The organism is Ruegeria sp. HKCCD7296 (assembly GCF_013110775.1).
Taxonomy (GTDB): Bacteria; Pseudomonadota; Alphaproteobacteria; order Rhodobacterales; family Rhodobacteraceae; genus Ruegeria.
Genome location: NZ_WVRF01000016.1, coordinates 90,364 through 115,544 on the forward strand (window position 1 = coordinate 90,364; position 25,181 = coordinate 115,544).

At 54.4% G+C, this 25,181-nt stretch carries 22 protein-coding genes; 14 read left to right on the forward strand and 8 right to left on the reverse strand.

The annotated features are described in order from the left end of the window. Positions 1-737 precede the first annotated feature (737 nt). The 4 genes from GS632_RS18535 to GS632_RS18550 all read left to right on the forward strand — a co-directional run bounded on the left by GS632_RS18535 (position 738) and on the right by GS632_RS18550 (position 4,295). Entirely contained in the window at positions 738-1,628 is an 891-nt protein-coding gene (locus GS632_RS18535) for a dihydrodipicolinate synthase family protein (protein WP_171180659.1), read from the forward strand. 33 nt (positions 1,629-1,661) lie between these two features. Beyond that, the gene (locus GS632_RS18540) at positions 1,662-2,624 is read left to right on the forward strand and encodes an isopenicillin N synthase family oxygenase (protein ID WP_171722245.1); all 963 of its coding nucleotides are present in this window, start codon (positions 1,662-1,664) and stop codon (positions 2,622-2,624) included. Between the two features lie 62 nt (positions 2,625-2,686). After that, complete coding sequence (locus GS632_RS18545; protein WP_171722246.1) at positions 2,687-3,454, forward strand: Hsp70 family protein; 768 nt, start codon at positions 2,687-2,689, stop codon at positions 3,452-3,454. Further along, positions 3,336-4,295 (forward strand): FAD-dependent oxidoreductase, encoded by a 960-nt coding sequence (locus GS632_RS18550; RefSeq protein WP_371810117.1) that lies wholly within the window; start codon positions 3,336-3,338, stop codon positions 4,293-4,295. The genes GS632_RS18545 and GS632_RS18550 overlap by 119 nt, the downstream gene beginning before the upstream one ends. Positions 4,296-4,340: 45 nt before the next feature. Here the strand turns inward: GS632_RS18550 and GS632_RS18555 are convergent, their stop codons facing one another. After that, positions 4,341-6,215: an adenylate/guanylate cyclase domain-containing protein gene (locus tag GS632_RS18555; protein WP_171722247.1), complete on the reverse strand. Its 1,875-nt coding sequence runs from the start codon at positions 6,213-6,215 to the stop codon at positions 4,341-4,343. 237 nt (positions 6,216-6,452) lie between these two features. Continuing rightward, positions 6,453-7,331 (reverse strand): LysR family transcriptional regulator, encoded by an 879-nt coding sequence (locus GS632_RS18560; protein ID WP_171180665.1) that lies wholly within the window; start codon positions 7,329-7,331, stop codon positions 6,453-6,455. Positions 7,332-7,494: 163 nt separating this feature from the next. On the opposite strand from GS632_RS18560, the gene GS632_RS18565 reads away from it, so the two are divergent. Further along, positions 7,495-7,758 (forward strand): DUF4242 domain-containing protein, encoded by a 264-nt coding sequence (locus GS632_RS18565; protein ID WP_171180667.1) that lies wholly within the window; start codon positions 7,495-7,497, stop codon positions 7,756-7,758. 346 nt (positions 7,759-8,104) lie between these two features. Here GS632_RS18565 and GS632_RS18570 read toward each other — a convergent pair whose 3' ends face one another. Continuing rightward, positions 8,105-9,448: a lipopolysaccharide assembly protein LapB gene (locus GS632_RS18570; RefSeq protein WP_171180670.1), complete on the reverse strand. Its 1,344-nt coding sequence runs from the start codon at positions 9,446-9,448 to the stop codon at positions 8,105-8,107. 440 nt (positions 9,449-9,888) lie between these two features. Here GS632_RS18570 and GS632_RS18575 point away from each other — a divergent pair, with 440 nt between their 5' ends. The 3 genes from GS632_RS18575 to GS632_RS18585 all read left to right on the forward strand — a co-directional run bounded on the left by GS632_RS18575 (position 9,889) and on the right by GS632_RS18585 (position 13,718). Then, entirely contained in the window at positions 9,889-11,142 is a 1,254-nt protein-coding gene (locus tag GS632_RS18575; protein ID WP_171180672.1) for a DUF3179 domain-containing (seleno)protein, read from the forward strand. Positions 11,143-11,162: 20 nt separating this feature from the next. After that, entirely contained in the window at positions 11,163-12,830 is a 1,668-nt protein-coding gene (locus GS632_RS18580) for a sulfatase-like hydrolase/transferase (RefSeq protein ID WP_171722248.1), read from the forward strand. Positions 12,831-12,899: 69 nt separating this feature from the next. Next, complete coding sequence (locus GS632_RS18585; RefSeq protein WP_171180676.1) at positions 12,900-13,718, forward strand: hypothetical protein; 819 nt, start codon at positions 12,900-12,902, stop codon at positions 13,716-13,718. A gap of 87 nt (positions 13,719-13,805) precedes the next feature. On the opposite strand, the gene GS632_RS18590 is transcribed toward GS632_RS18585, so the two are convergent. Genes GS632_RS18590 through comD form a run of 3 tightly spaced genes read right to left on the reverse strand, consistent with a single transcriptional unit; the run spans position 13,806 to position 16,019 of the window. Then, on the reverse strand, positions 13,806-14,951 hold the full coding sequence (locus tag GS632_RS18590) for an alpha-hydroxy acid oxidase (protein ID WP_371809128.1): 1,146 nt from the start codon (positions 14,949-14,951) through the stop codon (positions 13,806-13,808). Positions 14,952-14,961: 10 nt separating this feature from the next. After that, the gene (gene comE, locus GS632_RS18595; protein WP_171180678.1) at positions 14,962-15,516 is read right to left on the reverse strand and encodes a sulfopyruvate decarboxylase subunit beta; all 555 of its coding nucleotides are present in this window, start codon (positions 15,514-15,516) and stop codon (positions 14,962-14,964) included. After that, positions 15,513-16,019, reverse strand: coding sequence for a sulfopyruvate decarboxylase subunit alpha (comD, locus tag GS632_RS18600; protein ID WP_171095649.1), 507 nt, complete (start codon positions 16,017-16,019; stop codon positions 15,513-15,515). Before comD ends, comE begins: the two co-directional genes overlap by 4 nt. Positions 16,020-16,143: 124 nt before the next feature. On the opposite strand from comD, the gene GS632_RS18605 reads away from it, so the two are divergent. After that, the gene (locus GS632_RS18605) at positions 16,144-17,037 is read left to right on the forward strand and encodes a LysR family transcriptional regulator (RefSeq protein ID WP_171180680.1); all 894 of its coding nucleotides are present in this window, start codon (positions 16,144-16,146) and stop codon (positions 17,035-17,037) included. Between the two features lie 18 nt (positions 17,038-17,055). Here the strand turns inward: GS632_RS18605 and GS632_RS18610 are convergent, their stop codons facing one another. After that, positions 17,056-18,324 (reverse strand): MFS transporter, encoded by a 1,269-nt coding sequence (locus GS632_RS18610; protein WP_171180682.1) that lies wholly within the window; start codon positions 18,322-18,324, stop codon positions 17,056-17,058. A gap of 475 nt (positions 18,325-18,799) precedes the next feature. Then, a complete protein-coding gene (locus GS632_RS18615) occupies positions 18,800-19,402 on the reverse strand; it encodes a helix-turn-helix domain-containing protein (RefSeq protein WP_171180684.1) in 603 nt (200 codons plus the stop codon). A 147-nt stretch (positions 19,403-19,549) separates the two neighbouring features. On the opposite strand from GS632_RS18615, the gene glyA reads away from it, so the two are divergent. From glyA to GS632_RS18640, 5 genes are all read left to right on the forward strand, one after another. Continuing rightward, complete coding sequence (gene glyA, locus GS632_RS18620) at positions 19,550-20,803, forward strand: serine hydroxymethyltransferase (protein WP_171722249.1); 1,254 nt, start codon at positions 19,550-19,552, stop codon at positions 20,801-20,803. A gap of 11 nt (positions 20,804-20,814) precedes the next feature. Further along, entirely contained in the window at positions 20,815-22,194 is a 1,380-nt protein-coding gene (gene lpdA, locus GS632_RS18625; protein ID WP_171238721.1) for a dihydrolipoyl dehydrogenase, read from the forward strand. A gap of 14 nt (positions 22,195-22,208) precedes the next feature. Then, positions 22,209-23,153, forward strand: a complete 945-nt coding sequence (lipA, locus tag GS632_RS18630) for a lipoyl synthase (RefSeq protein ID WP_171180691.1) — start codon at positions 22,209-22,211, stop codon at positions 23,151-23,153. A gap of 24 nt (positions 23,154-23,177) precedes the next feature. Next, positions 23,178-24,596, forward strand: coding sequence for a sodium:alanine symporter family protein (locus tag GS632_RS18635; protein ID WP_171180693.1), 1,419 nt, complete (start codon positions 23,178-23,180; stop codon positions 24,594-24,596). A gap of 79 nt (positions 24,597-24,675) precedes the next feature. Further along, positions 24,676-25,098: a universal stress protein gene (locus GS632_RS18640; RefSeq protein WP_171180695.1), complete on the forward strand. Its 423-nt coding sequence runs from the start codon at positions 24,676-24,678 to the stop codon at positions 25,096-25,098. The last annotated feature ends 83 nt before the right edge of the window (positions 25,099-25,181 follow it).

Consider the following 25,181-nt stretch of genomic DNA (forward strand, 5'->3'; position numbering starts at 1 on the left):
GCCGAACAAGATCGAACCTTTAACCGCTTAGCAAAACAGGTTGTCTCTTTGAGTCGGTCGCTGACCCATTTGAGTTTGACAGTTATCCCTCAAACGGATGTGCAGGCGTTTGTTGCCTGTCTTGCGAGCAATGTCAAAAACGTACCTGCCTCTTCAAATAAGGGTCGGTCAAATTGCGTTCAATCGACAGCTACAAATGGATCGGCAATGGCAACATTCGATGGTTTGATCCCGCAGATTGAAACGGCTCTCGCACTCAAAACAGACGCAACTACGTTCAACTGCTGTGCCGGGTCTGGTCAGCAGGGCCAAATCGATTTATCTCGCGCTATAAGCATCGCAAGTTCGATGCGGGTGGATGCAACTCATCCAGCGATTTTCTTTAGTTGGTTACGATCAGCATGCCGAGCTTTAACGTCAATGCGGATGCCCCCGTATTCGAGTAGCGAGAGCGACCATGACCATTCCGATTTCAGCGCTTTCAATAGGTTCTACAGGTGGGCGAGTGCTGCGCTAACGTTCTATTGCTTCTTCCTCTTTAACTCTGGCCGAATTGCTTCCGTATTGTTTGCGGGGTCCTGACTGGTCGTTTCAGTGTCAGCCAGTTGGCTTGTTCCAGCTACATCTGTGGCTTGAGCCCTGATCCGCTTGAGCTTACCAATCAAACTGTGAGCGGTAGGAAAATGCGCAAATCCCAGGTTGGATGATCTGAAATACAAGGAATGAAGGAGGCGTACATGAGCTTTAACGTCAAACTGTCTGGCGTTATGCCAGCGTTGGTCACCCCTTTTGGGGCAGATGGCGGGATCGATTTTGTTGCTTTCGAAAACCTGCTGTCTCATTTTCGCGATGCGGGTGTCGCGGGTTGGGTTCCGAACGGCTCGACCGGCGAGTATTTCAGCCAATCGACACAAGAACGTCGTCAGGTGCTGCAATTTGTGAAGGATTTCGCGAACGCAGATGAGATTTTGATCGCGGGCACCAACGCCCCGGCCACCCGCGAAGTGATTGAGCAGACGGCGATTGCCAAGGATATTGGCTATGACATCGTTTTGCTGGCGCCACCGTTCTACACAAGACCTACTCAGGACGAACTGATCGATCATTATGAAACAGTCTTGGCCGAGGTAGATGTCAACATTGTGCTTTATAGCTATCCGTTGAAGGATGGGGCGGATATTTCATTCGATCTGATGGACCATTTCGCTGACAACCCGCGTGTCATCGGCATCAAGGAAAGCTCTGGTGTTTTGCAGCGGGCTATTGACATCGTGTCGCGGTATGAAGGCAAGATCCAATTGATCTCGGGCTCAGACGACATTGCGCTGGATTTCATGTTCTGGGGTGCCGACAGTTGGATTTGCGGCCCATCTAATTGCATGGCCAAGGCTTGCTGCGAGTTAGACCGTCTGTACAAAGCAGGCGAGCTTGTGGCGGCCAGAGACCTGATGAAAAAGCTATACCGGGCCATGAACATTCTTGAAAGCGGCAAGTTCGTACAGAAAATCAAGTTTGGGGCCGAATTGCAGGGGTTGGATGTGGGGCAATGCCGTGCGCCGCTGGGGCCGCTGACCGAAGCGGAAAAGGCCGAGTTCACCGAGGCCATGCAGCCCATTCTGGCGATGTGAATCTTGTACGGGTCGAAGGACCAAAAACCTGAGATGACCGAATTTACAGAAATACCGGTGCTTGATCTGGCACCGCTGATCCGTGGCAAAGACACAACCCAACTGGCGCAGGCATTCCTTGAGGCCTATGGTCAGACCGGGTTTGGCTATGTGATTAATCACGGCGTGGATCCCAGTTTGCGCGCCGCCATCTTTGATGCGTCAAAGCGTTTTCATGCTTTACCAGTGGATGCGAAACAGTCGATCGCACTGGACAAAAACCATCGCGGTTATATTGCGATCAACACGTCAACAGATGTGAATTCCGATCTGGCCGAGGTCACAAAGCCTAACCAGTCGGCATCATTCATGATGATGCGCGAGGATGCAGAGGTTGACCCCGATGTCTACCTATCGGGGCCAAACCAGTGGCCCGATCTGGAAGGGTTTCGCGAAACCTGTGAAGCCTACGCGCGGGCTATGACTGAGTTGGGTCACAAGCTGCTGGGATTGGCGCTGGCTTCAATTGGGTCCGCAGATCGTTCGATCATGGCCGCGTTTGAAGAGCCAACGATTTGGTTGCGGCTTTTGCACTATCCGCCGCAGTCTGCGCACGCTCCGGAGGATCTTTTCGGATCGGCGCCTCATAAGGACTTTGGGGTGCTGACGTTGCTGGCGCAGGATGATGTTGGTGGCTTGCAGGTTCAGACTCCGGCGGGCCATTGGGTCGACGCGCCGCCGATGGAAGACGCGTTTGTGATCAATGTCGGAGACATGTTGCACCGGTTATCCAATGGCAAGCTCTTGTCTACGCCGCACCGAGTAATCAATTCCAGCGGGCAAGAGCGCTATTCGATTCCATTCTTTTTTGACCCGCATGTCTCCGCTAATATCGCACCACTCGCTGGGACCGGTGCGCCCAACTTCTCGGCTTTGAACTTTGGCGATTTTCTGAAGAACGAACTGGAAGCCAGTTATGAGGCGCATCAAGAGGGCGCCCCTGGCACATCGGGTTGACCATGGCTTAAGAACACTTTACGCCCGGCGTCCTTTGCTCAGACAATTCGGAGATAAGCGCCATGGCACCTTTCCGCCCGTGGATTGGCATTGACTTTGGTACGTCAAATTCAGCCGTTGCTTACGTTGTCTCAGATGTGCCCCGTCTGGTGCATTTCGATGCCAAGGCGCAAACACTTCCAACCACTTTCTTTTTTGATTTCGAAACGCGCGAAAGCCTGATTGGCGAACCCGCCAACAGGGCGCTTCTGGATGGTCTCGAGGGGCGTTTCATGCGGGCGCTCAAACGGGTATTGGGCACCACGCTGATGCATGAAAAGCGACAAATTCTGAATGAGCGCCTGACATTTGTTGAAATTATTGGGTCATTTCTGCGCAAGCTTAAGGAACGGGCCGAGGCCGAGCTTGGCGTGCCATGTACCCGCGTCGTCTCTGGGCGTCCCGTGGTCTTTCACGGGCAGAACGATCCGCGCGAGGAGCAAGCCGAAGCCGACCTGCGAGCCTGCTACGATGCCGCTGGGTTCACAGAGGTTCGTTTCTGCCCGGAACCCGCTGCGGCGGCCAGCTACCCTGATCGAGCAACGCGAAGCCTTTGTGCAGCCTCCGGCAGCAATCCGTGCGCTGGTAGAACCCACCTTGCTGGATCAGATCATTTTACCTTACGACAACTTGCTGAAATCAGGCGATGTTGTGCGGGGTCGTGCAGTGTCAATCTGTCAATCAGAGGTCACGTTAGACTCTGGCACATCCTGTCCGGCGGACTTGATCGTGATTGCCACCGGATCGTCATATGCCGCCCCTTTCAAACCATCGGGCGACAGTATCGCTGATTTTCGTCAAGCCAGCAAAGAGGTCAGTGCTCGTTTGGCCAAGGCGAATTCAGTGGTTATTGTCGGGGCGGGGGCCGTAGGAACGGAACTTGCGGGCGAGATTGCCTCAGCGCAGCCAGGTAAACTCATTACATTAATCGCGTCAGACGATACCTTGTTTCCAATGTATCCAATCAAGTTTGGCGCACAACTCAAACGCAAGCTGGAAGGCCTTGGTGTCACGGTCATTCTTGGCCAAAGAGCGCAAGACCTTCGCCATTTGGATAGGCCTTACGAAGGATCGGTGACACTTACGGACGGCCGGGTGATTGCGGCTGATCTTGTATTTCCGGTGATCGGATCAAAGCCTCAGACGTCATTGGTGCAATGCCTTCCGGGGGTGACTTCGGGATCTGGGGGTAGGGTCAGGACTGATAAGTGGCTGCGACCGTCCGACTATCCGAACGTTTTTGTGGCAGGCGACATCGCCGACGTGGGAGACGGCATGACGATTGTAGCCACGACTAGGCAAAACCCATGGCTTATCAAAACACTGAAAAAGGTGTCGGAGGGTTCATCCTTTGAAAACCTGAAACCATACAGCCCTTGGAAAAAAGCGCCAATTCTGGTGCCTTTGGGTCCAATGATCGGCAATAGCTGGCTGTTTGCAACAGTTGGTGACTGGATCACTCGTAAAAAGAAGGGGCAAATCTTTTCATTCCCAAATATCGAAAGGCATTTGGTGTTGTTAATACGAGAAAGTAGTTCTGATTATTGGAAACGAATTGTCCGCTCGCTCATAAAAAACCGGCATGCCAAGACAACGAAATTAGGCAAATCGTGTGTCACGAAGACCTCTTGAGGTTGCGTGCAATGGCGTGCCCGCACGGAAGAGCCCAAAAACCAGTCATTCCTTCGATTCAGGCACACCCAGTTTTCGCAGATCTTCTACCCATCGATTAAGATACGCCTCGCTCTCGAATGGCGCATTTTTCGCCTCTTGGATAGTGAATTCTGGATTGGCCGTCAGAAACTCATCGATAACGATCTGCGCATCACTGGAAAGGCCAAGACGCAAAAGAACTGGCGCGTAGGTGCGCTTCAATCCGTCCGGTATTTCGTTCATCTGTTCAATCGAAGCCTTTGCCTCTTCATACCTTTCAGCGAAGTACTGGGCCCAACCCAAGTTCCAAAGATACCAGTCTTGGTGGTGTGGGTTCAGTCGGATCGCCAGTTTCATGCGCTCAACGGCCTCAGGTGCTTTGCCGTCATAGACGAGTGGGTCAATGGAATCTGCAAGAACGGATGCCGAATTTGGATTCAGCGATATGGCCTTGTCATAAAGCGAAGCAGCCCGCTCGAGGTTTCCACTCTGAGTAGTTGCATTGGCCAAGACCCAATGACCCTTGAAATTGAAGGGTTCCAATTCAATGGCTTTCCGCGCCATCTCAAACGCGCGGTCCAGCGACTCCTCGCGTGTCAAAGAGTTCGTCCATCCCCAACGATACCCGTTGATGTGGGCCCAAGCGTTTTCGACATACGCCCCGGCAAAGTTCGGATCGAGCGCAATCGCTTTTGCACTGAGCTCCTCTGCCCTGATGTTTCCTTCTTTCGTGAAGGTAAACCACTCCTCTTGTGCGCGTTTGCGCAATTCATATGCACCAAGGCTTTCGGTTGGTTGATGCTTGAGGCGGCTATATTCCGCAAGATCAATGTTCGTAGAGAGAAGCGAAGCCACCGTTCGCGTTATCTCATCCTGTACTGAAAAGATGTCCTGTAGGTCTCGGTCATAGCTGTCTGCCCAGATGTTCTGGCCTGTCGTCGCATCAATGAGTTGGGACGTTACACGCAAGCGATCACCAGCAATCTGGACGCTCCCCTCAACGATGTAGCGGACACCTAATTCTTCTGACACTTTCTGTATATCCGCCGGAGTGTCCTTGTACGAAAACGTCGAGTTTCGGGCGACCACGAAGAAATCGGAAAAACGGGACAAAGCGGTCAGGATGTTCTCACTAAGTCCGTCGCTCAGGTAATCTTGGCTCGGGTCGTTGTTGAGATTGTCGAACGCCATGACCGCGATGGAGGGTTTGCCAGACAGGGCCACGGCGTGTTCATTCGAGTCCGGAAATTGCACCGCGGACCAAGGTTGCAGCCATGCGGTGACCAACAACGCCAGGAAAATTACGGCGCAACCCAACATGATCAGGCGATTTGTTGGCCTGTTCGAAAGTGGCACGATAGGAGAAACGATGGCTTGCGCCTTGTCATCCAGTTTTAGGCTGTACACGTGAACGGGGTCCGAGATGTTCTTGACCTCTCGCTTCCCCAAATCTTCGATAGTGAGATCAAGCTTGGAATGGACTTGTTCGAAAATACTGGCTGACATGTAAATGCCATCCGGAACAGCCAGACTTTCAATGCGTGCGGCGACATTTACACCATCCCCGTGAATGTCATCCTGATCTACAACGATATCGCCAACATTGAGACCGATCCGGTATCGCACTTGTGAGTCTTGAGGCAGGTCCGCGTTGGCGATCCCTATATAGTGCTGCATGTCCACTGCACACCGAACGGCCTCAACTGCACTTGCAAACTCAAGGAGCAAGCCATCGCCCATCAATTTAACGATGCGCCCATGTCGTGCAGCAACAACTGGTTCAAAGATCTGCTCGCGATGGGCCTTGACCCTTGCAAGCACACTCGCCTCGTCATTTCGAATAAGACGACTATAGCCAACCACATCGGCGGCAAGTATCGCTGCCAGACGTCTTTCCAAAGACTGAACTCCCAGAGTGGGCATCACGCTAAACAGGTTATTACATCTATGCCAGACGCACTAGTCGAACACATATCTCCGATGAGGCGATTTTTCAGTCGTTTGCAGAATTGTCGGCCGCAAAGTTGCGCCTGATAACGACGAGCGGTTATTCAATGAATGTCGGTTTCGGGACTGCCTATAGTCTATGACGGGAGGCAGTCGAGAACGGTGCTGCCGAGACCAAAGCCAACGTGCTTACCCCGGCCAAGCGAAAGTTTGCGACGACCTCATTAGGGCTTCAAGTGCGGGCGAGTGTTTTCGACCTGGAACTGTGAAAGCTGCAATCGTTCTTGAAACTTCCGGCTCTACAAGCGGGCGCTGTAACAAGCCCGGTAAACTAACCGAGTACTCAGGCATAAAGGCAAAACCAATGCCTGCAGCGACCATCGCTTGCACCCAATCTTCTCGCTCAGAGCGGAAGCGAGCGTACAGTTCCACGCCCTTCGACTGGCAGACCGACATCACCATCTCACGCAGCTCACAGGCCAGGCGATCCACGTAGTTTTCTTGCGATAAGTCTTGCAGCGAAACCGAATTGAGTTGTCCAAGACGGTGCTCGGGAGGGAATACAACCACATATCTTTCGACGTATAGTGGTCTCGCCCTGAACTCTTCTTCCAACTCTTCAGTCAGCGTCATCAAAGCGACATCGATATCGCCATCTGAGAGTTTTTTCTTTAAGTCAGGCGCGCTTGCTTCATTGACTGACAACTCCAAGCCGCTGTGGTTTTTCTCGAATTGAGCCAGAAACCGAGCCAGGCGAACATGCCCAATTGTGGATAGGACACCCAAGCGCAATGGCACCTTTTCGAGTAAGCGAAAATTCTGAGCCAGTGCTTGTGTAGCTGCTGCTTCGTCAACGATGTGCTGTAGATGCGGCAGCATTGACTTCCCAAAGTCGCTGACCAAAATTTTTCGACCTTCCCGATGAAAAACCTGTGCACCTAGTTCTGCTTCCAGAGACTTGACGCCCTTGGTCAACGCTGGTTGGCTCACGTTGCACTCTGCGGCAGCTTTGGTGAAATTCAGGTGTTTTGCCGCGGATAAAACGTATCTAATCTGAGACATCTCCATTTTGAGGCACCTCGTCACTTATGGCGATAGTCAACTATACCGCAGAATACACCGATTTATCCAAACCTGGAGTTATTAAGTCATAAGGTATCGATAGTTCCCTGCGTTACAGACCCGTGATGCAATAGACGCACTGGTTTTGACAGTTTGGAAAGGGAGCGAGATGTCTGTTTTTATGGTCGAAAGAAACCTCAAGGGTATAAGCATGGATGACTTGGGTGCTGCCCAGAAGGCAGCGATAGCGACAGCACAAAAAATGACCGCAGAAGGGGATAAGATAAGCTATGTCCGCTCAACTTTTGCCCCGGAAGACGGTCGTTGCATGTGCTTGTTTGATGGCGAAAGTGCTGAACAAGTTCGTCGACTGAACGATACCGCAGGTCTGCCATACGAGAGTGTTGTTGCAGCCATGGACTTGTCTGCATAACGACCATCTGGGTGTAAAATTCTTTTTTGATTGGGCCCAGAGCAAATGCTCTGAGGCCCTTAGAAAAGTTTAAACGGCTCGACATAGTACGGCAGGTTCGTCCGCTGAGCTGCTCGCCCCTGAACTGTCCAATGAAGCCGTCGTGTCATCCATTCTCATAAGGGTTGCCAGTTTCGACGTAAGTCGTCTTGGCGCTGACGGCGGCAATCCAGTCGCGGACAGCCTGGATAACAAATTCCGACCGGTGACACTTTGGGAATGAAGTTGTGTCAGAGACCATGGCTGCCTGCGAATGCATTGGAACCTTACGGGGCGGGGAACTGTTCTGAGAAAATATTCAGTTCCTTTATTTACCTGCTTGTTGCGCCGCAATCTGGGCAAGCGCACTGATAATGTCTTCGGCGTGGCGCTGATCTGCAAACAGCGCACGAAGCAAAGACGGCAAAGGGTAGTCAGGCCAAGCCTCCTCCAACAGAAGGACTGTTGCCCTTGCGCGGTCGTGTTCTCCCATCTTTTGATAGGCGGCGGCGAGGTACCCGATTGATATGGCGCTGACAGGATCACCCAGCCTGATGGACGTGTTGAACTGGTCAACGCAGCCCTGATAGTCCCCTAGATGAAAACTCGCTGACGCCAAAACGCTTCGGTAAGGGAACCTCCGATTGGTCGTATCGTCGTTTTGCGCGCGTCTGGCTGACGCGATGGCGCGTTCGAAGTCGCCGCCAAACAAGGCAAACAACGCGTCAAAATTTGTGACATGGATGTCTTCAGGTGCAAGGCTGACCGCGCGGTTTGATTGGGCGAGGGTGGTGTCGAAATCCCGCTGGGCAAAGGAGATAAGTGCAAGGGCAGAGTGGCTCCACCCTTCATCCGGTGCCAGTTCGACGGCTTTGTCGGCATGCGTTTTGGCCAGATCCAGCAAAGTGCGCCTTTCTTCGCTGGGCGGAGTGGTAATCGCAAGAATACCCAATGCTTGTGCTGACCCCGCGTAGCCACCAAAATACGACCCGTCCAGCGCAATGGCGCGCTTGAACATACCGCTGACGGCCTGCAACCGTGCGCGATCCAGAACCGGAAACATCAAGGGGCGCGCTTCTTCAGCAAGGTTAACCGCCTGTAGTTTGATGGGATTGGTGGAAAACAGCGCTTCTCGGACTGCTTGCTGTTTCCTTTCGGTTTCAGATTGGGAAGTGGTCACCGTTGATGCCTGAGGTTTGAGCTGAAGGTAAAGGCCGGTTGCGCACAAAGCGAATACGGTTGCTACAGCGGCACCGTGCCACCAATAGCGTCGTAAAGGACGTGGCGATCCGTTTTCCTGATCAGGTGAAAGTACCTCAAATCGGGGTACATACCCTCCGGGATCAACATGAATGCGCAAACACTCATCCTTGCCGGAGTTCGAATAATAGTTGGCTAATCGTCTGCGCATACGACCGGCATCGACACGTACAACGGCCATTGGATCGCCGCGCCCACCCAATGTTCTGCCGTATACGTCCTCGGCCACAGACTTGGCCCGGATGTCGTCGGCGTGGCCAGCTAACATAGTTTCAACAACATAGCGCAGAAAGGACTGAAGACGTTCAGCGCCGTCAAACTCCGGGCTGTTCAAAATCGAATCCAACGCCTGTTGGATCTGGATTTCAGTCAGGTTTTTCGGGATGGGATTGGGCCCCGATTCTGAACGCAAGCCTCTTGAAGTCATCGCATCTGTCGCTGTTGATTGTTTCGTAAGCACCTGAAAATAAACATGTTACGTCGTAACATACGTTAAGATACCTGAATATGTAAATGAATTTTGTGTATACTCGTTTTTAAAGGAGGGGGACTTGCCTTTTCGCTGAGGCCTGACCGAGATCAGACAGCTTGGGGATGGATATGAACTCATTGACATTAGTATTTCCAAACCAAGCGAATGAAATCGGTCGATTGCGCAGTTCGGACACGGTGTTTGCTCAAATCTGTGCAGATTATGAGAGTTTGATAGCACTGCTGCCCTGTGATGCTAGCGATCCAACTTATGCAGACTTAACCGATAGCCTTCGGGGGCTTGAGGACGAAATTCGGCTTTACCTCGCGTCCAAGTCCAAATCTCCCGAGGGCTAACCACACGTAAGAAAGGCGATCTGAATGCTGGCCAACATTTTGTTTTATTTGGGTCTTGTCGTTTCGCTGACCATTGGGTTCATGTATTTTCGCGACCTTGGAGACATCAGCCAGATGGTTTTGAAGGTAAAGCGGAACAACATGATCCGTTTCATTCGAAACGAAAACGCCTATATCGCTGCGGGCGTAAGTGGGTTGGCTTTGATGCTGGTTGGCCATTTTATGGGCGGCGGACCAGGCTGGTTGTTCTTTCTGGGTGTGCCTGCAGTAACTTTATTAATTTTATTCCTGTTCGTCTTCCCATGGGTCTGGGTTCACGTCGGTTTGCGTAACCAGCAAGACAGCGCCCGGTATTATCCGATCTCGGAAGCTAAGGACTTCATTAATCCGTCGGCCAGCGTTTTGGTGATCGAAAACAACGGCCATGCCCGCGCGCATTCCGACGGGCAGTTGATGCGCCCCCACCTGGCTGGCAATGCCGATGGACTTGGAGGCGATGACATCGTCATGACGTATTGCGCCATGGCGAACCTGGGTCTGGCCTACAAACCGCAGATCAATGGTAAGCGGCTTGATCTGGAAGTCATGGCCCAGCACGGCAACAACCTGATCCTGCGCGACAACCTCACTGGCGAACCCATTCAGCAGATCTATGGTCACTTTGATAGCGATACGTCCAAACAATCCGCCATGCAGCCCTGGCCCACTTTCCGGATGAGCTTTCGGGGATTTCAAAAGGCTTATCCGGACGGCGAGGTGTTTTTGAACAAGCCTTCTTCGAACCCTTTTCTAAAACTCTTCGATCTATTCACAGAAACTGTGTTCGCCTCGGGCATCGCGAAACAGCATCAAGAGGCAGCACCGGTCATGGATAACATGAGCCACAGCGACGACCGGTTGCCCAATAAGACCTATGTCTGGGGCGTAACAGTGGGTGACGATGCTGTGTGCTGGACCGATGAGTTCATTGCCGAGCATAAGGGTTTGATCAACGCCACTGTGGGCGGTCGTGATCTCGTCGTTGCCTATGATCCAGCCTATGAAAGCGTAGGGGTCTGGTACAATGACAGCGGTGAAGCGGTGACCGAAATCGACTTCTTCGGCAATTCGGATCGAGGAAAGCTCAGTCGCGTCGAGACCTTAAGGTCCGGAATGTTTTGGCATGTCTGGGTCGAGTTCTTCCCGGACACCGACATCAATTGCATCGGACCTCAGACCTTGGATGCAGAGGAGATGCAGAAACCCCCAAAACCCGAAACGCACACAGAATCGGAATAGAGCCAATGAGCAGGAGCGACATGAGACAAGTTGTTTACCTTTCGGCAAGCCTTTGTATTGCAGCCCAAATGGTGACGGCGCAGGAAGCGCCCATCATTCACGACGCTGAGTTTTACATACTGCAAGCCCAGCACGCCGAAAAATGGGCCGAGGATGATGCTGCGGTTGACGCGCTACTTTCCGAGTTTCGGGAGCGCAATAATGGCAATCCGCCAAATATCGTTTCCATCCTGATTGATGATCTCGGTTTCGGAGATATGGGCATACCGGAACTCAACGCAGTACGCGGCATCGAAACTCCGAACATCAACCAATTCTCGGACGAAGGTATGCGGATGGTGCGAATGTACACCGAACCATCCTGTACTCCGACACGGGTTGCTCAAATGACTGGGCGTCTTCCAGTACGCATCGGAATGGGGAACACGACTGTGGATATAGCTGGCTTCGGTCTTCCAGGAAAGGAAGTCACTCTTGCTGAGGTTCTTAAAGAAGCTGGCTATGCTACCAGCCATGTAGGTAAATGGCACATGGGTGACATCGCTGAGAGCTGGGCGATGAACCAGGGTTTCGATTACGCACAACATGCGATCCACCAACAAGGTCAGCTTACGATTTTCAACGACGATGCCATTCGCGAGCAAGTCTCAGTTGGTATCGGAGATTTTGTCCCTGAGTACGTACTCGACGAATGGTTCCGCCCAGACGCTTCAGCAATGATGACCGTCATCGAAGGCGAGGCAGGTGGACCAATCCGGGAGATTAGAATGCAACCTGGTGAACGTTGGGGCGCATTGAAATACGATGAGATGAACCAAGCGTATCAAGACAAGACGATAGAAGAGCTAAGACGTCTTGCGACCGGTGAGCAACCGTTCTTCCTTCAATACTGGCCGATGATCCCACTACATAACACGCGCACCGGAAGAACTGGGCCAGAGTCACCCAATGGTGGCCTCTACGCCGATAAGCTCCAGTTGCTCGATGAATACCTCGGGGAAATCTTCGCCGAAATGGAAAATCTGGACGTCGCGAAAAACACTGTCGTTGTTGTCATGGGTGACAACGGACATTTCACCAAATACTCACCTCAATCCGGCTTTACACCAATGATCTACAAAGGTGGCAAAGGCGACACCACCGAAGGCGGGGTTCGAGTTGACGCCTTTATTCGCTGGCCTGGTGTTATCGGCCCAGATTCAATGGTTAATAACATTTTACACGTCTCCGATCTCTATACGACACTGTCACGTATCGCTGGCGCAGATGGGTTCATCCCGCGCGATCGGCTGGTAGATGGCGTCGATCAGTCAGCTTCGATTCTGTTCGCTGATGAATCCAAAGGTCGCCGAGACTCGTTGATTGTGTATAACATTGATAAACCCGGAGCCATCATTAAGGATAAATTCCGAATGAACCTGCCGAAGGACCTCACAAACGGTATTTTGGCAGACTTCATAGACATTTATCGCGACACTCATGAAAAGTACCCTGTCTCGACTGAAGTCGGTGCTTGGGGAGGTCAGGAATTCGTTCGAATTCTCGCTCGTCACCAAGCCCGGAAGGAAAAATTCCCTGACGAGAAACCCGCATTCGGCATACCTTACGAGGGGATTGAAAACATTCGCCCTGAAACCGCCGCGGCAGTTGAGGCATTCAAAATCAAGCAATCCTCGGTCAGCAAATGAGGTGCGATTTGTCGAAGCATCACCAGCGTGGCCTGTTCCTGTGGAAGTGAAAAGCTAGGAGATTGGCACATGAACTTCAAAAAATCTGCTTGCGGCGCAAGCACAATTACTCTGACCTGTCTGCTGGCTTCTGCAGCGTCCGCTCAATCCTTGCCCCCGCCAGGGCAGGATGACGAGGGTTGGCGGCACACGCTTGGCTTTTACCTATTCACACCACTCAGGACCACCGGAACGTCCACCGTTGCGGGTGTCTCGGCTGATCTTGATCTTGATCTGGGTGATGTTTTGGAGGTTCTCGATTTCGCCGCCGCCGGGCGTTACGAGTCATGGAATGGCGATTTTGGTATCATTGTTGACGCCAATTATGTGGGCATAGAAGAAGACGCGACACTGCCCGGACCGATTGGGGCCTCGGTGAACGTAGATGTACGTCAAAAATGGTTCGGAATCTTGGGGGCTTATCGTATTGCGGATGGCACCTATGGCGCGGCCAATCAACGCTATACCATCGATCTTCAGGGGGGCATTCGGTACAACTCGATCCGGCAGGAGATTGACATCACAACACCGGGCCCAACAACACCACCGGTATTGGGCGGTGATCCGGGATGGGTCGAGCCCGTTATCGGTGCCCGCGGCATGTGGAGACTGAACGACCGTTGGACGGCTATCACGTCCCTTGATCTTGGTGGCTTCGGTGCGGGTGGTAACGATCTGCAGATCGGGGCGAATATCGGTTTTGACTACCAGCCGTGGGAAAGAACAGCGATCACATTTGGCTATCGGTACTTCAGTGTTGACTTCAGCGACACGCTGAGCACCGGTGCTTTCGCCTATGATGTTACCCAACATGGACCGTATTTTGGATTGAAAGTCTTCTTCAATTAAACGCCAAATGGCGAGGCCGACACGGCATCTTGCCTATTCATTTCACAAACCGCGCGGGGCAGGTGTATGGACTGGCGCCGCGTGCAGTTACGTTTTGCTCTCTTGAAGCAAAAATTGCGAACGATCCAGGCTCTGGCCAAGCTGAGCCGGTCTGGGTGTTGTTGCGCCAATCTGGGCAAGGGTCAGGCTCGTCTCCTGCGACAGCACATCCCAAAGGGTTCGCAACCCAGTCTCTCCTCCAGCAGCGATTGCATATAACAGAATGCGCCCCAGAAAGGCAAAATCAGCACCTGACGCCAGCACCTTCACAACGTCTTCACCGCTGCGCAGCCCACTGTCGTAGAACAATGGAAAATCCGAGCCAACCGCCTGACGAATGGCGGGCAGCGCGAGAGCGGGAGGGATTGCAGCATCTAGCTGCCGACCACCGTGGCTGGACACCTGTATGGCATCCACTCCCGCTTGTTTGAGGCGCTGTGCATCTTCGGCATCCAGAACGCCTTTGACGACCAGCTTGCCTGGCCATCGGTCACGCAACCGACTGAGATAGTTCCAATCGGCACGCGCGCGGGATTCGGTGCGATCAAAGGTGCCGTCTGGAAAATTTGCCATCTGTGGCTTGCCGCGGAACAAAGTGTTCAGCGACCAGCGTGGATGCAGCGCGAAATCGAAAAACTGCCTGGGCCCGATCCGAAACGGCATCTTGAAACCGTGGCGCAGTTCGCGCGGACGTCTGCCAACTTCTGGTACATCCAGTGTCAGAACTAGTGTGCGATAGCCTGCCGCTTCGGCCCGGTCCACAAGACCCATAGCGCTGCTGCCGTCGCCGCTGAAGTACAGTTGGAACCAGGCGTGCCCTTCAGCCACTTCGATGATCTTTTCCAACGGCGTCGAGGCTACGGTCGAAACCCCGTGCGGGATTTCGTAGTCAGCTGCCAGGCGCGCCAGCATAAGGTCCGCGTCGGGCGCAGCCAGATTGCACATCCCCATTGGAGAGATACCAAAAGGCCGTTTGGCAGCATGGTCAAAGACAGCCAAATCCAGGCTGCGCTGGCTGACATCCACCAGAACCCGCGTGCGCAGGCGAATGTCCTGCAAGGCGCGCCGGTTTAACTCCGCGCCGTGTTCTTCACCCGCGTTGCCATCCATGTAATCAAACACCATCCAAGGCAGACGCCTGCGGGCTATCCGCCGGGCATCTGCGCTAGAATGGATCTGGCCGGACGGCAACATGTTCGGGACCTCAGGCCTGAACAGCTTTCATGAACCGATCACGGATTACCACCGGGTCCATGGTGATGACGGGCATCTTGGCATTGCCGCTTTCGCATTTGGCCACGATGATGGTCATCTTGTTCCCGGCCAGAGCGTCTTCGATCGCCTGTTTTGTATCCTCGGCCCGGCATTCGACAACGTTTTCGCAGCCGCAGGCCGAAGCGACTGCCGCTAACGAGGTTTTCTGCCCCGCATAGGTCGGCTGATCACCGGTCGAACCATATGATCCGTTATCAACGATCAGCAGGATGAAATTGTCGGCCACGTTGTTCGCGATCGTGGGTAGAGTGCCGAAATTAGTCAGAACCGAGCCGTCACCGTCGATGGCAATCACCTTTTTGTCCTGAGCCAGCGCCAAACCCAATCCGATGCTTGAGGCTAGTCCCATTGTGCCCAGCATGTAGAAATTGGTGGGCTGGTCGTCGATGGCGTGCAGTTCCTGACTGGGGATGCCGATATTGCAGACCACCAACTGGTCGCGGATAACAGGGGCGATTTCTTTCAGAATCTCAGAGCGGATCATTGGTCTCCGTAGCCTCCCCAGAAGGACGCGTCGGTCAGGATGGCGACCGGCTTGTTGCACATGAAGGTGTATTTCAGGATTGTATCCAGCTCATCCGCGTCACTTTCCTTGTGGAAGTGATAGGTCGGGATGTTGAGTTGGGCCAGCAGAGCCTTGGTGTGCACCGCCATTTCAACCTGGCAGGCTACCGGTTCGCGCAGTTCACCCCGGTATGAGATCAGCATCGGCAGCGGCATCCGGTAGTACTGGATCAACGTGGCCAGCGTATTGATTGTCACGCCGATCGCGGTGTTCTGCATGATGATGGCGGGTCGCTTGCCCCCCATCCAGGCCCCGGCGCACAGACCCATGCCTTCGTCTTCTTTGTTTGAGGGGATGTGAAAGATCTCGGGGCGCGCTTCGACCTCGTCGATGACACCGGCCAACTGCTTGCAGGGCACGGTCGTCACGAAACTGATGTCATTGGCCACCAGATCATCAACGATTTTGCTGTGGATGGACATTCTCGATTCCTCTGTTCACTGACACTCATATCGCCCAAAACCTATGCTTTACTCAATGTAATAATACTTTATTATGAATAAAGTTTTGGTTTAGTTTAGTCATGCGCCGCGAAGAAATGGTTTCATGAGCATCACGCTGTACAAAACCCTGATTGCAATTGCTGACACAGGCAGTTTTGCTGCCGCCGCCGACAAGGTCTATGTCTCTCAGGCGGCGGTTGGTCAGCAGATGAAGCGGCTTGAAGATCACTTGCAAATTGCCTTGTTCGACCGAGGCGAGCGCACTCCCAAGCTCAATCAAACCGGCTGGGCGCTGGTACCCAAGGCCAGAGATCTGGTGCGCGCCTATGACACAATCCTGGAAGGTGTGGTTGGTGACACGGCTTTCGGCGGTGAGTTTAATCTGGGCGCTGTGTCATCGACCATTCGCAGCTTGATCCCGGTCACCGTCCGGCGATTGCTGGAGGCCTATCCGGAGCTACGAGTCCATGTGACGTCGGCTCTATCCGGAGATCTTCAGACGCAGGTAGAGCGTGGCGTGATCGATGCGGCGGTGCTGAGCGCGCCAGAAACTATGACCCCGGATCTGGAATGGCATCCTTTTGCGACCGAAGAACTGGTTCTGGTGACATCGCCCGAGGTGACCGAAACTGATCCGATCCAAATCCTTGCAACACAACCTTTCGTCCGACACGCCCGGGATGGGATGGTCGGTGTTCTGGCCGACACGTGGCTTGCCCAGAGCGGAATCCGGGTGAGCTATGCCATGGAAATGAAATCGCTCGAAGACCTCACGAGTATGGTGGCGCATAACTTGGGTGTCTCAATCGTGCCCAACCTGTGTATGCCCGATCCGGAATTCGGCCGATTGCGAAAAATCCCGCTAGGTGGCAAACCCGTTTCCCGCGCGCTGGGCGTTTTGCTGCGCGCCGACAGTCCCAGAAAGCGGTTGATTGATCTGTTCGTTGACGAAATCCGGACCTCTGTCGCGTACCATCCGGCTGTGTCCAAGGATTAGCCAAACTTTCTAATTGTATTAAGCACGGCCCTCTATGCCAGCTTCCTCATTAAAACTTGCTTCCTCTTCCTGTACCAAGGTTTCCGCTTGCAAGACGCCGGGTTGTGTCGCGCCGATGATGCCCACAACCTGCACTTCTCCGGTCTCGGCAGGCGCGGCAACCTTGACGCGCCGGATCAATGCGATCACGGCAACAGAAAGCCCGATGCCGGCTAAAAGAAACTGTAATCCCCTGCCTCCGAACAGGGAAATGGCGTTTGGACCCAATATGGTTCCGATGAGAAGTCCGATGTTCAGCAGCAAAACCATGGTGCCACTGGCGGGTACGATCTGAGACAGGCGGAGCTGATCATTCGCATGAGCGGTCAGGATTGAGTAGGTCGGGTACAAACCGATTGCAATCACGACAAAGCCGAAGACAATGTATTCGGGTGATGTGTTGGCTGCCATCCAAAGACCCGACACCAAGACGATAACGCCCAGACCAATAACAACATAACGCCTGTCGGTGTGGTCTGAAATCCAACCCACCGGATATTGCACGACGGCACCGGCAATCAGGGCAGCCACCAAAGCGCCTGATGCCTGCGCAGCCGAGAACCCCTGTTGCAGGGCATACAAGGGCAGGGTGATATAGTGTGCGGAAACACCGATACTGACCAACACAATCCCAATAACCGCGATGGGAGAGACCTTGTACAACCGTGTGACTGGCATGCGCTCAGGGACGGTATAGTCCGGTGCTTTGTTGCCTGACAAAAGCAATGGCACGATCGACAGCGAAATCAGGATCGAGACGGTTCCGAACAAGAGATTGCCAGTAGGATCAGGAAAGCCAACAAGAGCCGTACCCAACGCTGGTCCCGCAAGTTGGATGATGAAATAGAGCGACAGCACCTGCGCCCGCGTATTGTTTTCGGATTTGGCGTTCAGCCAGCTTTCGGTGATGACGTAAAGACCCGGGTAACAAAACCCTCCCAAAAAGCGCATCACGCTCCAACTGATGGCATCGCTGGTCAGCAGGTGTACGATCGCCGCGATAGAAACCAGTGACGCAAGTGCGGAAAATGCCCGGATGTGCCCGACGTTTTCCACCAGACGCGGCGCCATGGCCGTTCCGGCCAGCGCGCCCAGCGGATAGCTTGCTTGCATGACCGAGATGGTAAAATCACTGAACCCAAGACTTGCGCCGCGAATTGTAAGCAAGGTCGCCAACAGGCCATTGGCAACCATCAGCATGAGCATCCCCAAAAACAGGGCCCAGTTTTCATTTAATGCGCGTATCATGCCCCATGCCTATTGCGGGCCGGATCAGCAGTATATCAATCCCGCGACAAGCTGATGTCGCGACAAGCCACAGCAAGGCACCTGAAACGGGCCTTGCGAGATTGCCGATACTTTCAAAGAAAGTTCAGGCTGGCAGACAGCAGAGATCTAGGTGTCTCTTGAAACCAGCACTGCCCAAACCGTTGAATCGAGGCGGGGACCTCGCGCGCTGGCGAGAAATTCGGTGTCTCACATTGTGTCGGGAAAGGATTGGCGCGACGCCCAAAGCGCCACTACGGGCAGATTTTCGCATCGCAATTCCATGGCGAACGCGTCAAAGCGCTGGCGCAAGCGTTGGTGCCCTCGAACATACAAGCCATGGCAGAGCGACCGTTACTGCGCGCAGACCGGTAGACAAGATTTCTTTTGTCAAAAAGAGCGGCAACCGGCACTGATCTGAATTGCGCGTCCTGCACCTTGGCGGGCCAAGGTGGGTTCACTCCAGCGAGACCCAAAGCACCTTTGCGTCTTCTTTGCTGGTCGAAATGCAACCATGCCCCATTCCGCTGTCATAATAGAGCGAATCCCCGGCCTTCATTGGAAGTGGACGGTAATGCTCGGACAGGAAAATTAGCTCGCCGCTGAGGACATACATGAATTCTTCGCCCGAATGGTGAACCAGCGGATCGAATTCTGATATGTCTCGCGCCCGGATTGTTGCGATATAGGGCAACATGCGTTTGCTGGTCAGATCCGAGCACAAAAGTTCGTGCAGGTAAGTGGCGGTTTCTCGCGTGTCGCCCTGACCTTTGGCGGTGAAATCGCGCCGCCCTGCTATGCCTGACTGACCCGACTCCAAAAACAATTGTGGGGGGTTCATGTCCAGCGCCTGGGTCAGACGGCGCACGATCTCGAAACTTGGTTTGGTCTGGTTGTTTTCAATCTTCGACAGAGTCGAGCGACCGATTCCCGCAGCGCGCCCGGCCTCTTCCAAAGTCCAGCCTTTTTCCCGCCGTGCATCGCGAATGGACCGGCCCAACGCCGCGCCTTCGTCCTCTTCGTCTTGGACAGAACCTTCATTCCAATGGTCGTCGCCCATCATTTTCCTCCCAATTTACCACAGGTTACAGGTTCTCCTATACGCACGCAATATCGCGAATATGAGAAATATGTTGCCATTAAGAGCGTAGTTCCACTATAGGAAACAAAGTTTCGAATACAGGATTCGAAAGTGGAGGAAGAAACCATGTTCAAAACGTCGCTGAAAGATGCTGATCCTGTCATCGCTGCGTCGATTGACCGTGAGGGCGTGCGCCAGGCCGAGCAGATTGAGCTTATCGCATCCGAGAACATCGTCTCTCAGGCCGTGATCGAGGCGCAGGGCTCGGTCCTGACCAACAAATACGCCGAAGGATATTCGGGTCGCCGCTATTATGGCGGGTGTGAATATGTAGACGAGGTCGAATCCGAGGCCATCGACCGTTTGAAGAAACTGTTCGGGTGCGAATACGCCAACGTGCAACCGCATTCCGGTGCGCAGGCAAATGGCGCAGTCAAACTGGCACTGTTAAGCCCGGGCGATACAATTCTGGGCATGTCTCTGGATGCTGGCGGTCATTTGACCCACGGGGCGAAGCCGGCGCAATCAGGCAAATGGTTCCGGCCTATCCAATATGGCCTGACCGAGGCTGGCCTGATCGACTATGACCAAGTCGAAGCCTTGGCCAAGGCTGAAAAACCGCAGTTGATCATCGCAGGTGCGTCGGCTTATTCGCAAAAGATCGACTTTGCCCGTTTCCGTTCCATCGCGGACGAGGTCGGCGCATGGCTACTGGCCGACATGGCCCATATCGCGGGTCTGGTTGCAACCGGTTTGCACCCTTCACCTATTGGTCATGCGCATGTTGTCACGTCGACCACGCATAAAACCCTGCGCGGCCCGCGCGGAGGCATCATCCTGACCAATGACGAAGCGCTGGCGAAAAAGATCAACTCGGCCGTGTTCCCCGGTCTTCAGGGCGGCCCGTTGATGCATGTGATCGCGGGTAAGGCGGTTGCGTTTGGCGAGGCGCTGAAGCCTGAATTCAAAGAATACATGCAGCGCGTGGTCGATAGTGCTTCGACGTTGGCCAATGTGATGATCGCACGGGGATGTGACATCGTTTCTGGTGGTACCGAGAACCACCTGATGCTGGTCGATCTGCGCCCAATCGGCGTAACCGGCAAAGATGCCGAAGCCGCGTTGGAGCGTGCCGGGTTTACCTGCAACAAAAACAGCGTTCCGGGTGATCCTCAGAAGCCAACCGTTACCAGCGGTATTCGACTGGGTACCGCTGCCGGATGCAGCCGTGGCTTTGGGGCGGAAGAATTCAAACAGATTGGCAACCTGATTGGCGATGTTCTGGACGCATTGGCTAAGTCGCCCGACGGTGATGCCGCTGTCGAACAGGCGACCCAAGCAAAAGTCCGCGCGCTCTGCGCCAGCTATCCGATTTACTGAAAGACGACGAAATGACTTACGACCTGATTGTCATCGGCGGAGGGCCAGGCGGCTATGTCGCCGCGATCCGTGCGGCCCAGCTGGGTATGAAAGTGGCTTGCGTCGAGGGGCGCGGGGCTCTGGGTGGCACTTGTCTGAACGTCGGGTGCATACCCTCCAAAGCGTTGCTGAACTCCTCGGCGAAATTTGCCGAACTCTCCCATCTCTCCTCCCATGGCATTGCGGTCGGGGAGGCCAGCATTGATGTACCCGCGATGATGGGGCGCAAGGACAAGATCGTTGGCGATCTGACTAAGGGCATTGCGTTCTTGTTTCAGAAAAACGGAGTTGATCTGATCGAAGGCTGGGCCACCATTCCCGCAGCCGGTCAAGTCAAGGTGGGCGACGAGGTTCATGAGACTAAGAACATCCTGATTGCTACGGGGTCCGAGCCTACCCCATTGCCCGGCATCGAGATTGACGAACAGAACGTCCTGAGTTCGACCGGTGCGATTGCGTTGGACAGCGTGCCGGATCATCTGGTGGTGATCGGAGCTGGCGTTATTGGTCTGGAACTGGGTCAGGTCTGGGCACGTCTGGGAGCCAAGGTCACAGTTATTGAGTATCTGGACCGCATCCTGCCCGGCATTGACGGTGAAATAGCCAAATTGGCGCAGCGCGCGCTCAGCAAGCGCGGCTTGAAGTTCCAGTTGGGGCGTGCGCTGAAATTCATTGAAGAAACCACGACTGGTCTGAAATTGACCGTGGATCGTGTGGGCAAGGACAAAAAAGAGGTGATCGAGGCCGACAAGGTTCTGATCGCCGTCGGTCGCCGCCCCGTTACACGCGGGCTGGGTCTTGAAGACCTTGGCATCGCTGTGAGCCCGCGCGGCTTTATTGAAGTTGACGGCACGTTCCAGACCTCGGTTCCTGGCGTCTATGCGATCGGTGACTGTGTTCCCGGCCCGATGCTGGCGCACAAAGCCGAAGAGGACGGCGTTGCCTGTGTCGAAATGCTGGCCGGTGAAACGGCTCACGTCGATTACAACACTGTTCCGGGTGTGGTTTATACCGACCCCGAGGTCGCCTCGGTGGGCTTGACCGAAGAAGCGCTGAAAGACGCGGGTACCGAATACTCGGTTGGCAAATTTGCCTTCATGGCCAACTCGCGGGCGCGTTCGACCGGCGAAACCGATGGTGCGGTCAAGGTTCTGGCAGGTCCCAACGGCAAAATTCTGGGTGCACATATCTGCGGTGCACATGGTGGTGATCTGATCGCCGAACTGGTTCTTGCGATGACCAAAGGCGCCACCGTGTCCGAGGTCGCCTCAACCTGTCATGCACACCCGGCTATGGGGGAGGCGGTCAAAGAAGCCTGCCTGGACGCCCTGGGCCGCGCAATCCACGCGTAAGAAAGAGCAGACAGATGACTATCCAGCTTCGCCCTCGCCACCCTGAAAAGGCCAAAAAGGCTGACAGTGTCATCCCGCGCAAACCCAAGTGGATCCGCAAGAAAAAGGGCGATAGCGCCGAGTATTACGAAACCCGCCGCCTGATGCGCGAACATAACCTGGCGACCGTTTGCGAAGAGGCTGCCTGCCCCAACATCGGCGAGTGCTGGTCCAAGCGTCACGCCACCATGATGATCATGGGAGAGGTCTGCACACGCGGTTGTTCCTTCTGCAACGTCTCCACGGGCCGTCCCGATGCGCTGGATGCGTTTGAACCGGGTAGGGTTGCCGCGGCGGTGAAAAAATTGGGCCTGCGCCACGTGGTCATCACCTCGGTCGACCGCGATGATCTGGACGACGGCGGGGCCGAACATATCGCGCAGACCATTCGCGCCGTACGTCATAAGAATCCGGGCACCACGGTCGAGGTTTTGACCCCTGATTTTCTGGGAAAAGGTACTGCCTCAAATATCGTATTTGACGCGGCACCGGATGTTTTCAACCATAATCTGGAAACTGTGCCGCATCTTTACCCAACGGTACGCCCCGGTGCGCGGTATTATGCTTCGCTGCGTCTTCTGGATGATGCGAAACGCGCCAATCCCGAGATTTTCACCAAATCCGGCCTAATGGTGGGCTTGGGTGAAAGCCTGAATGACGTGCGGCAGGTCATGGATGACCTGCGCGCCGCTCAAGTCGATTTTCTGACAGTCGGCCAATACCTGCAACCGACCCCGAAACATCATCCAATTGACCGGTTCTGGTCACCGGAGGAGTTCGCCCAACTGGAACAGATCGCACGTTCCAAGGGCTTCCTGCACGTGTCGGCAACCCCGCTGACCCGTTCATCGTTCCACGCGGACGAAGACTTCGCTGCTCTTAAGCAAGCCCGCCAGCGGGCCATCGCAAACAGGGCATAACCAAACGCAAATGGGAGGGAAACCATGGAAGCGTTAACTTCAATCACAGGGGCCATTAATGGCGTCGTATGGGGGCCGTGGATGCTGGCGCTCATCCTTGGCGTCGGCTTCTTCCTACAGGTTGGTCTGAAATTCATGCCGATCCTGCGCATTGGCACGGGCTTCAGCCTGCTGTTCAAAGGGCGGGAAGGTCAGGGCGAAGGGCAGATCAGCCCGTTCAACGCGCTGATGACCTCGCTGTCGGCGACCATCGGTACAGGTAACATTGCCGGTGTGGCCACTGCTGTCTTCCTGGGCGGTCCAGGCGCCTTGTTCTGGATGTGGATGACCGCCCTGGTGGGCATGGCCACCAAATATGCCGAAGCTGTCTGCGCGGTGAAATATCGCGAAAAAGACGAGCTGGGCAACTATGTCGGCGGCCCGATGTACTACATCAAAAATGGTCTGGGCGCGAAATGGGCCTGGTTGGGCGTTGCCTTCGCTCTGTTCGGCGGCATTGCGGCCTTCGGCATCGGCAATGGCGTTCAAGCCAACGGTGTGGCGCAAGTTCTGGAAACAAACTTTGGCATCAATGAATCGATCACAGGCATTGTGCTGATGATCCTGACCGCCGCCGTTATTTTGGGTGGTATCACTCGCATCGGTGCTGTTGCAGGTAAACTGGTTCCGTTTATGGCCATTGCCTACATCGTTGCGGGCCTGCTGGTTCTGCTGATCAACATCGGTTCAATCGGCTCAGCGCTGAGCGATGTGTTCACTTATGCGTTCACGCCTTGGGCTGCCAAGGGCGGCGCAGCTGGTGCAGCGGTGTGGCTTGCCATCCGCTTTGGTGTGGCGCGCGGTGTCTTCTCGAACGAAGCTGGTCTGGGTTCTGCCCCGATCGCCCATGCCGCAGCCGAGACCAAGGGACCTGTAAATCAGGGCCTGATCGCGATGCTGGGGACGTTCATCGACACAATCATCGTGTGTTCGATCACGGGTCTGGCGATCATCGCTTCGGGCGCATTGGATGCGTCGGTTGCGGATTTCGTGGCCAATGGTGAAACCGAAGGATACAAAGCGATTTCCGGCGCAGCTCTGACGTCGCTGGCCTTTGAAACCACTCTGCCGGGTATCGGTGGGTACCTGATTGCAATCGCTCTGTCGATCTTTGCGTTCACCACTATCCTGGGCTGGTCCTTCTATGGCGAGAAATGCGTTGAGTTTCTGCTGGGTGTTAAATCCCTGCTGCCTTACCGCATCCTGTGGATCGTCGCGATCTACTTCGGCGCAACAGCAGATCTGGGCTTTGTCTGGCTGCTGGCAGATACGCTGAACGCCATGATGGCTATCCCGAACCTGATCGCTCTGGCCTTGCTGAGCCCGATCGTCTTCAAGCTGACGAAAGAGTTCTTCGCGTCGAACGGTCAATCGGAAGAGCCCGGCGGTCAAGCTGCCGAATAAGCTCGGCCCTGACGAATGCGGGGGGCCAAACTGGCCCCCCGGTTTTGAAACAGAAATCCATATCTCGAGGAGAGACGTGATGGCCACGAAAATCCTGCTGCCAATTGATCACACCGACGACCGCTCGTGGAAGAATGCCCTGCCGCTCGCACTTGAACAGGCCAAGTTCTATGGTGCCGAGCTGCACGCAGTTGCCGTCATCCCCGAGATCATCCAGCTGCCGAACCTGCCCGCCAACTATGGCGCGGGTGCCCGGGATCATGTGCGCAATGCAGTTCAGGCTATCCTAGATCATGGCAATGCCTCGGACGTGAACGTTCACATCGAAGAAGGCAGCGTATACCGCGAAATCCTGAAACTCGCTTACAAGGATGGCTTTGACCTGATCATCATGGCCTCGACCAAAGGCGATTTCCCGAATTACGAGATCGGCCCGAACCTGGCCCGTGTGGTGCGCAATGCGCATTGCACAGTCACAGTCGTTCGCGACCAATCCCGCTGATCGAAAGGTGAGAACTATGTCCGACATTAAACGCACTCCCTTGTATTCGTTGCATGTTGAGTTGGGAGGTAAGTTGGTTGATT

What these genes read in the sequence shown, in the direction of transcription:
- GS632_RS18535 (WP_171180659.1), top strand. Translation starts at nt 738, where the DNA reads ATGAGCTTTAACGTCAAACTGTCTGGCGTTATGCCAGCGTTGGTCACC.
- GS632_RS18540 (WP_171722245.1), top strand. Translation starts at nt 1,662, where the DNA reads ATGACCGAATTTACAGAAATACCGGTGCTTGATCTGGCACCGCTGATC.
- GS632_RS18545 (WP_171722246.1), top strand. Translation starts at nt 2,687, where the DNA reads ATGGCACCTTTCCGCCCGTGGATTGGCATTGACTTTGGTACGTCAAAT.
- GS632_RS18560 (WP_171180665.1), bottom strand. Translation starts at nt 7,331, where the DNA reads ATGGAGATGTCTCAGATTAGATACGTTTTATCCGCGGCAAAACACCTG.
- GS632_RS18565 (WP_171180667.1), top strand. Translation starts at nt 7,495, where the DNA reads ATGTCTGTTTTTATGGTCGAAAGAAACCTCAAGGGTATAAGCATGGAT.
- GS632_RS18575 (WP_171180672.1), top strand. Translation starts at nt 9,889, where the DNA reads ATGCTGGCCAACATTTTGTTTTATTTGGGTCTTGTCGTTTCGCTGACC.
- GS632_RS18580 (WP_171722248.1), top strand. Translation starts at nt 11,163, where the DNA reads ATGAGACAAGTTGTTTACCTTTCGGCAAGCCTTTGTATTGCAGCCCAA.
- GS632_RS18585 (WP_171180676.1), top strand. Translation starts at nt 12,900, where the DNA reads ATGAACTTCAAAAAATCTGCTTGCGGCGCAAGCACAATTACTCTGACC.
- GS632_RS18590 (WP_371809128.1), bottom strand. Translation starts at nt 14,951, where the DNA reads ATGTTGCCGTCCGGCCAGATCCATTCTAGCGCAGATGCCCGGCGGATA.
- comE (WP_171180678.1), bottom strand. Translation starts at nt 15,516, where the DNA reads ATGATCCGCTCTGAGATTCTGAAAGAAATCGCCCCTGTTATCCGCGAC.
- comD (WP_171095649.1), bottom strand. Translation starts at nt 16,019, where the DNA reads ATGTCCATCCACAGCAAAATCGTTGATGATCTGGTGGCCAATGACATC.
- GS632_RS18605 (WP_171180680.1), top strand. Translation starts at nt 16,144, where the DNA reads ATGAGCATCACGCTGTACAAAACCCTGATTGCAATTGCTGACACAGGC.
- GS632_RS18610 (WP_171180682.1), bottom strand. Translation starts at nt 18,324, where the DNA reads ATGATACGCGCATTAAATGAAAACTGGGCCCTGTTTTTGGGGATGCTC.
- GS632_RS18615 (WP_171180684.1), bottom strand. Translation starts at nt 19,402, where the DNA reads ATGGGCGACGACCATTGGAATGAAGGTTCTGTCCAAGACGAAGAGGAC.
- glyA (WP_171722249.1), top strand. Translation starts at nt 19,550, where the DNA reads ATGTTCAAAACGTCGCTGAAAGATGCTGATCCTGTCATCGCTGCGTCG.
- lpdA (WP_171238721.1), top strand. Translation starts at nt 20,815, where the DNA reads ATGACTTACGACCTGATTGTCATCGGCGGAGGGCCAGGCGGCTATGTC.
- lipA (WP_171180691.1), top strand. Translation starts at nt 22,209, where the DNA reads ATGACTATCCAGCTTCGCCCTCGCCACCCTGAAAAGGCCAAAAAGGCT.
- GS632_RS18635 (WP_171180693.1), top strand. Translation starts at nt 23,178, where the DNA reads ATGGAAGCGTTAACTTCAATCACAGGGGCCATTAATGGCGTCGTATGG.
- GS632_RS18640 (WP_171180695.1), top strand. Translation starts at nt 24,676, where the DNA reads ATGGCCACGAAAATCCTGCTGCCAATTGATCACACCGACGACCGCTCG.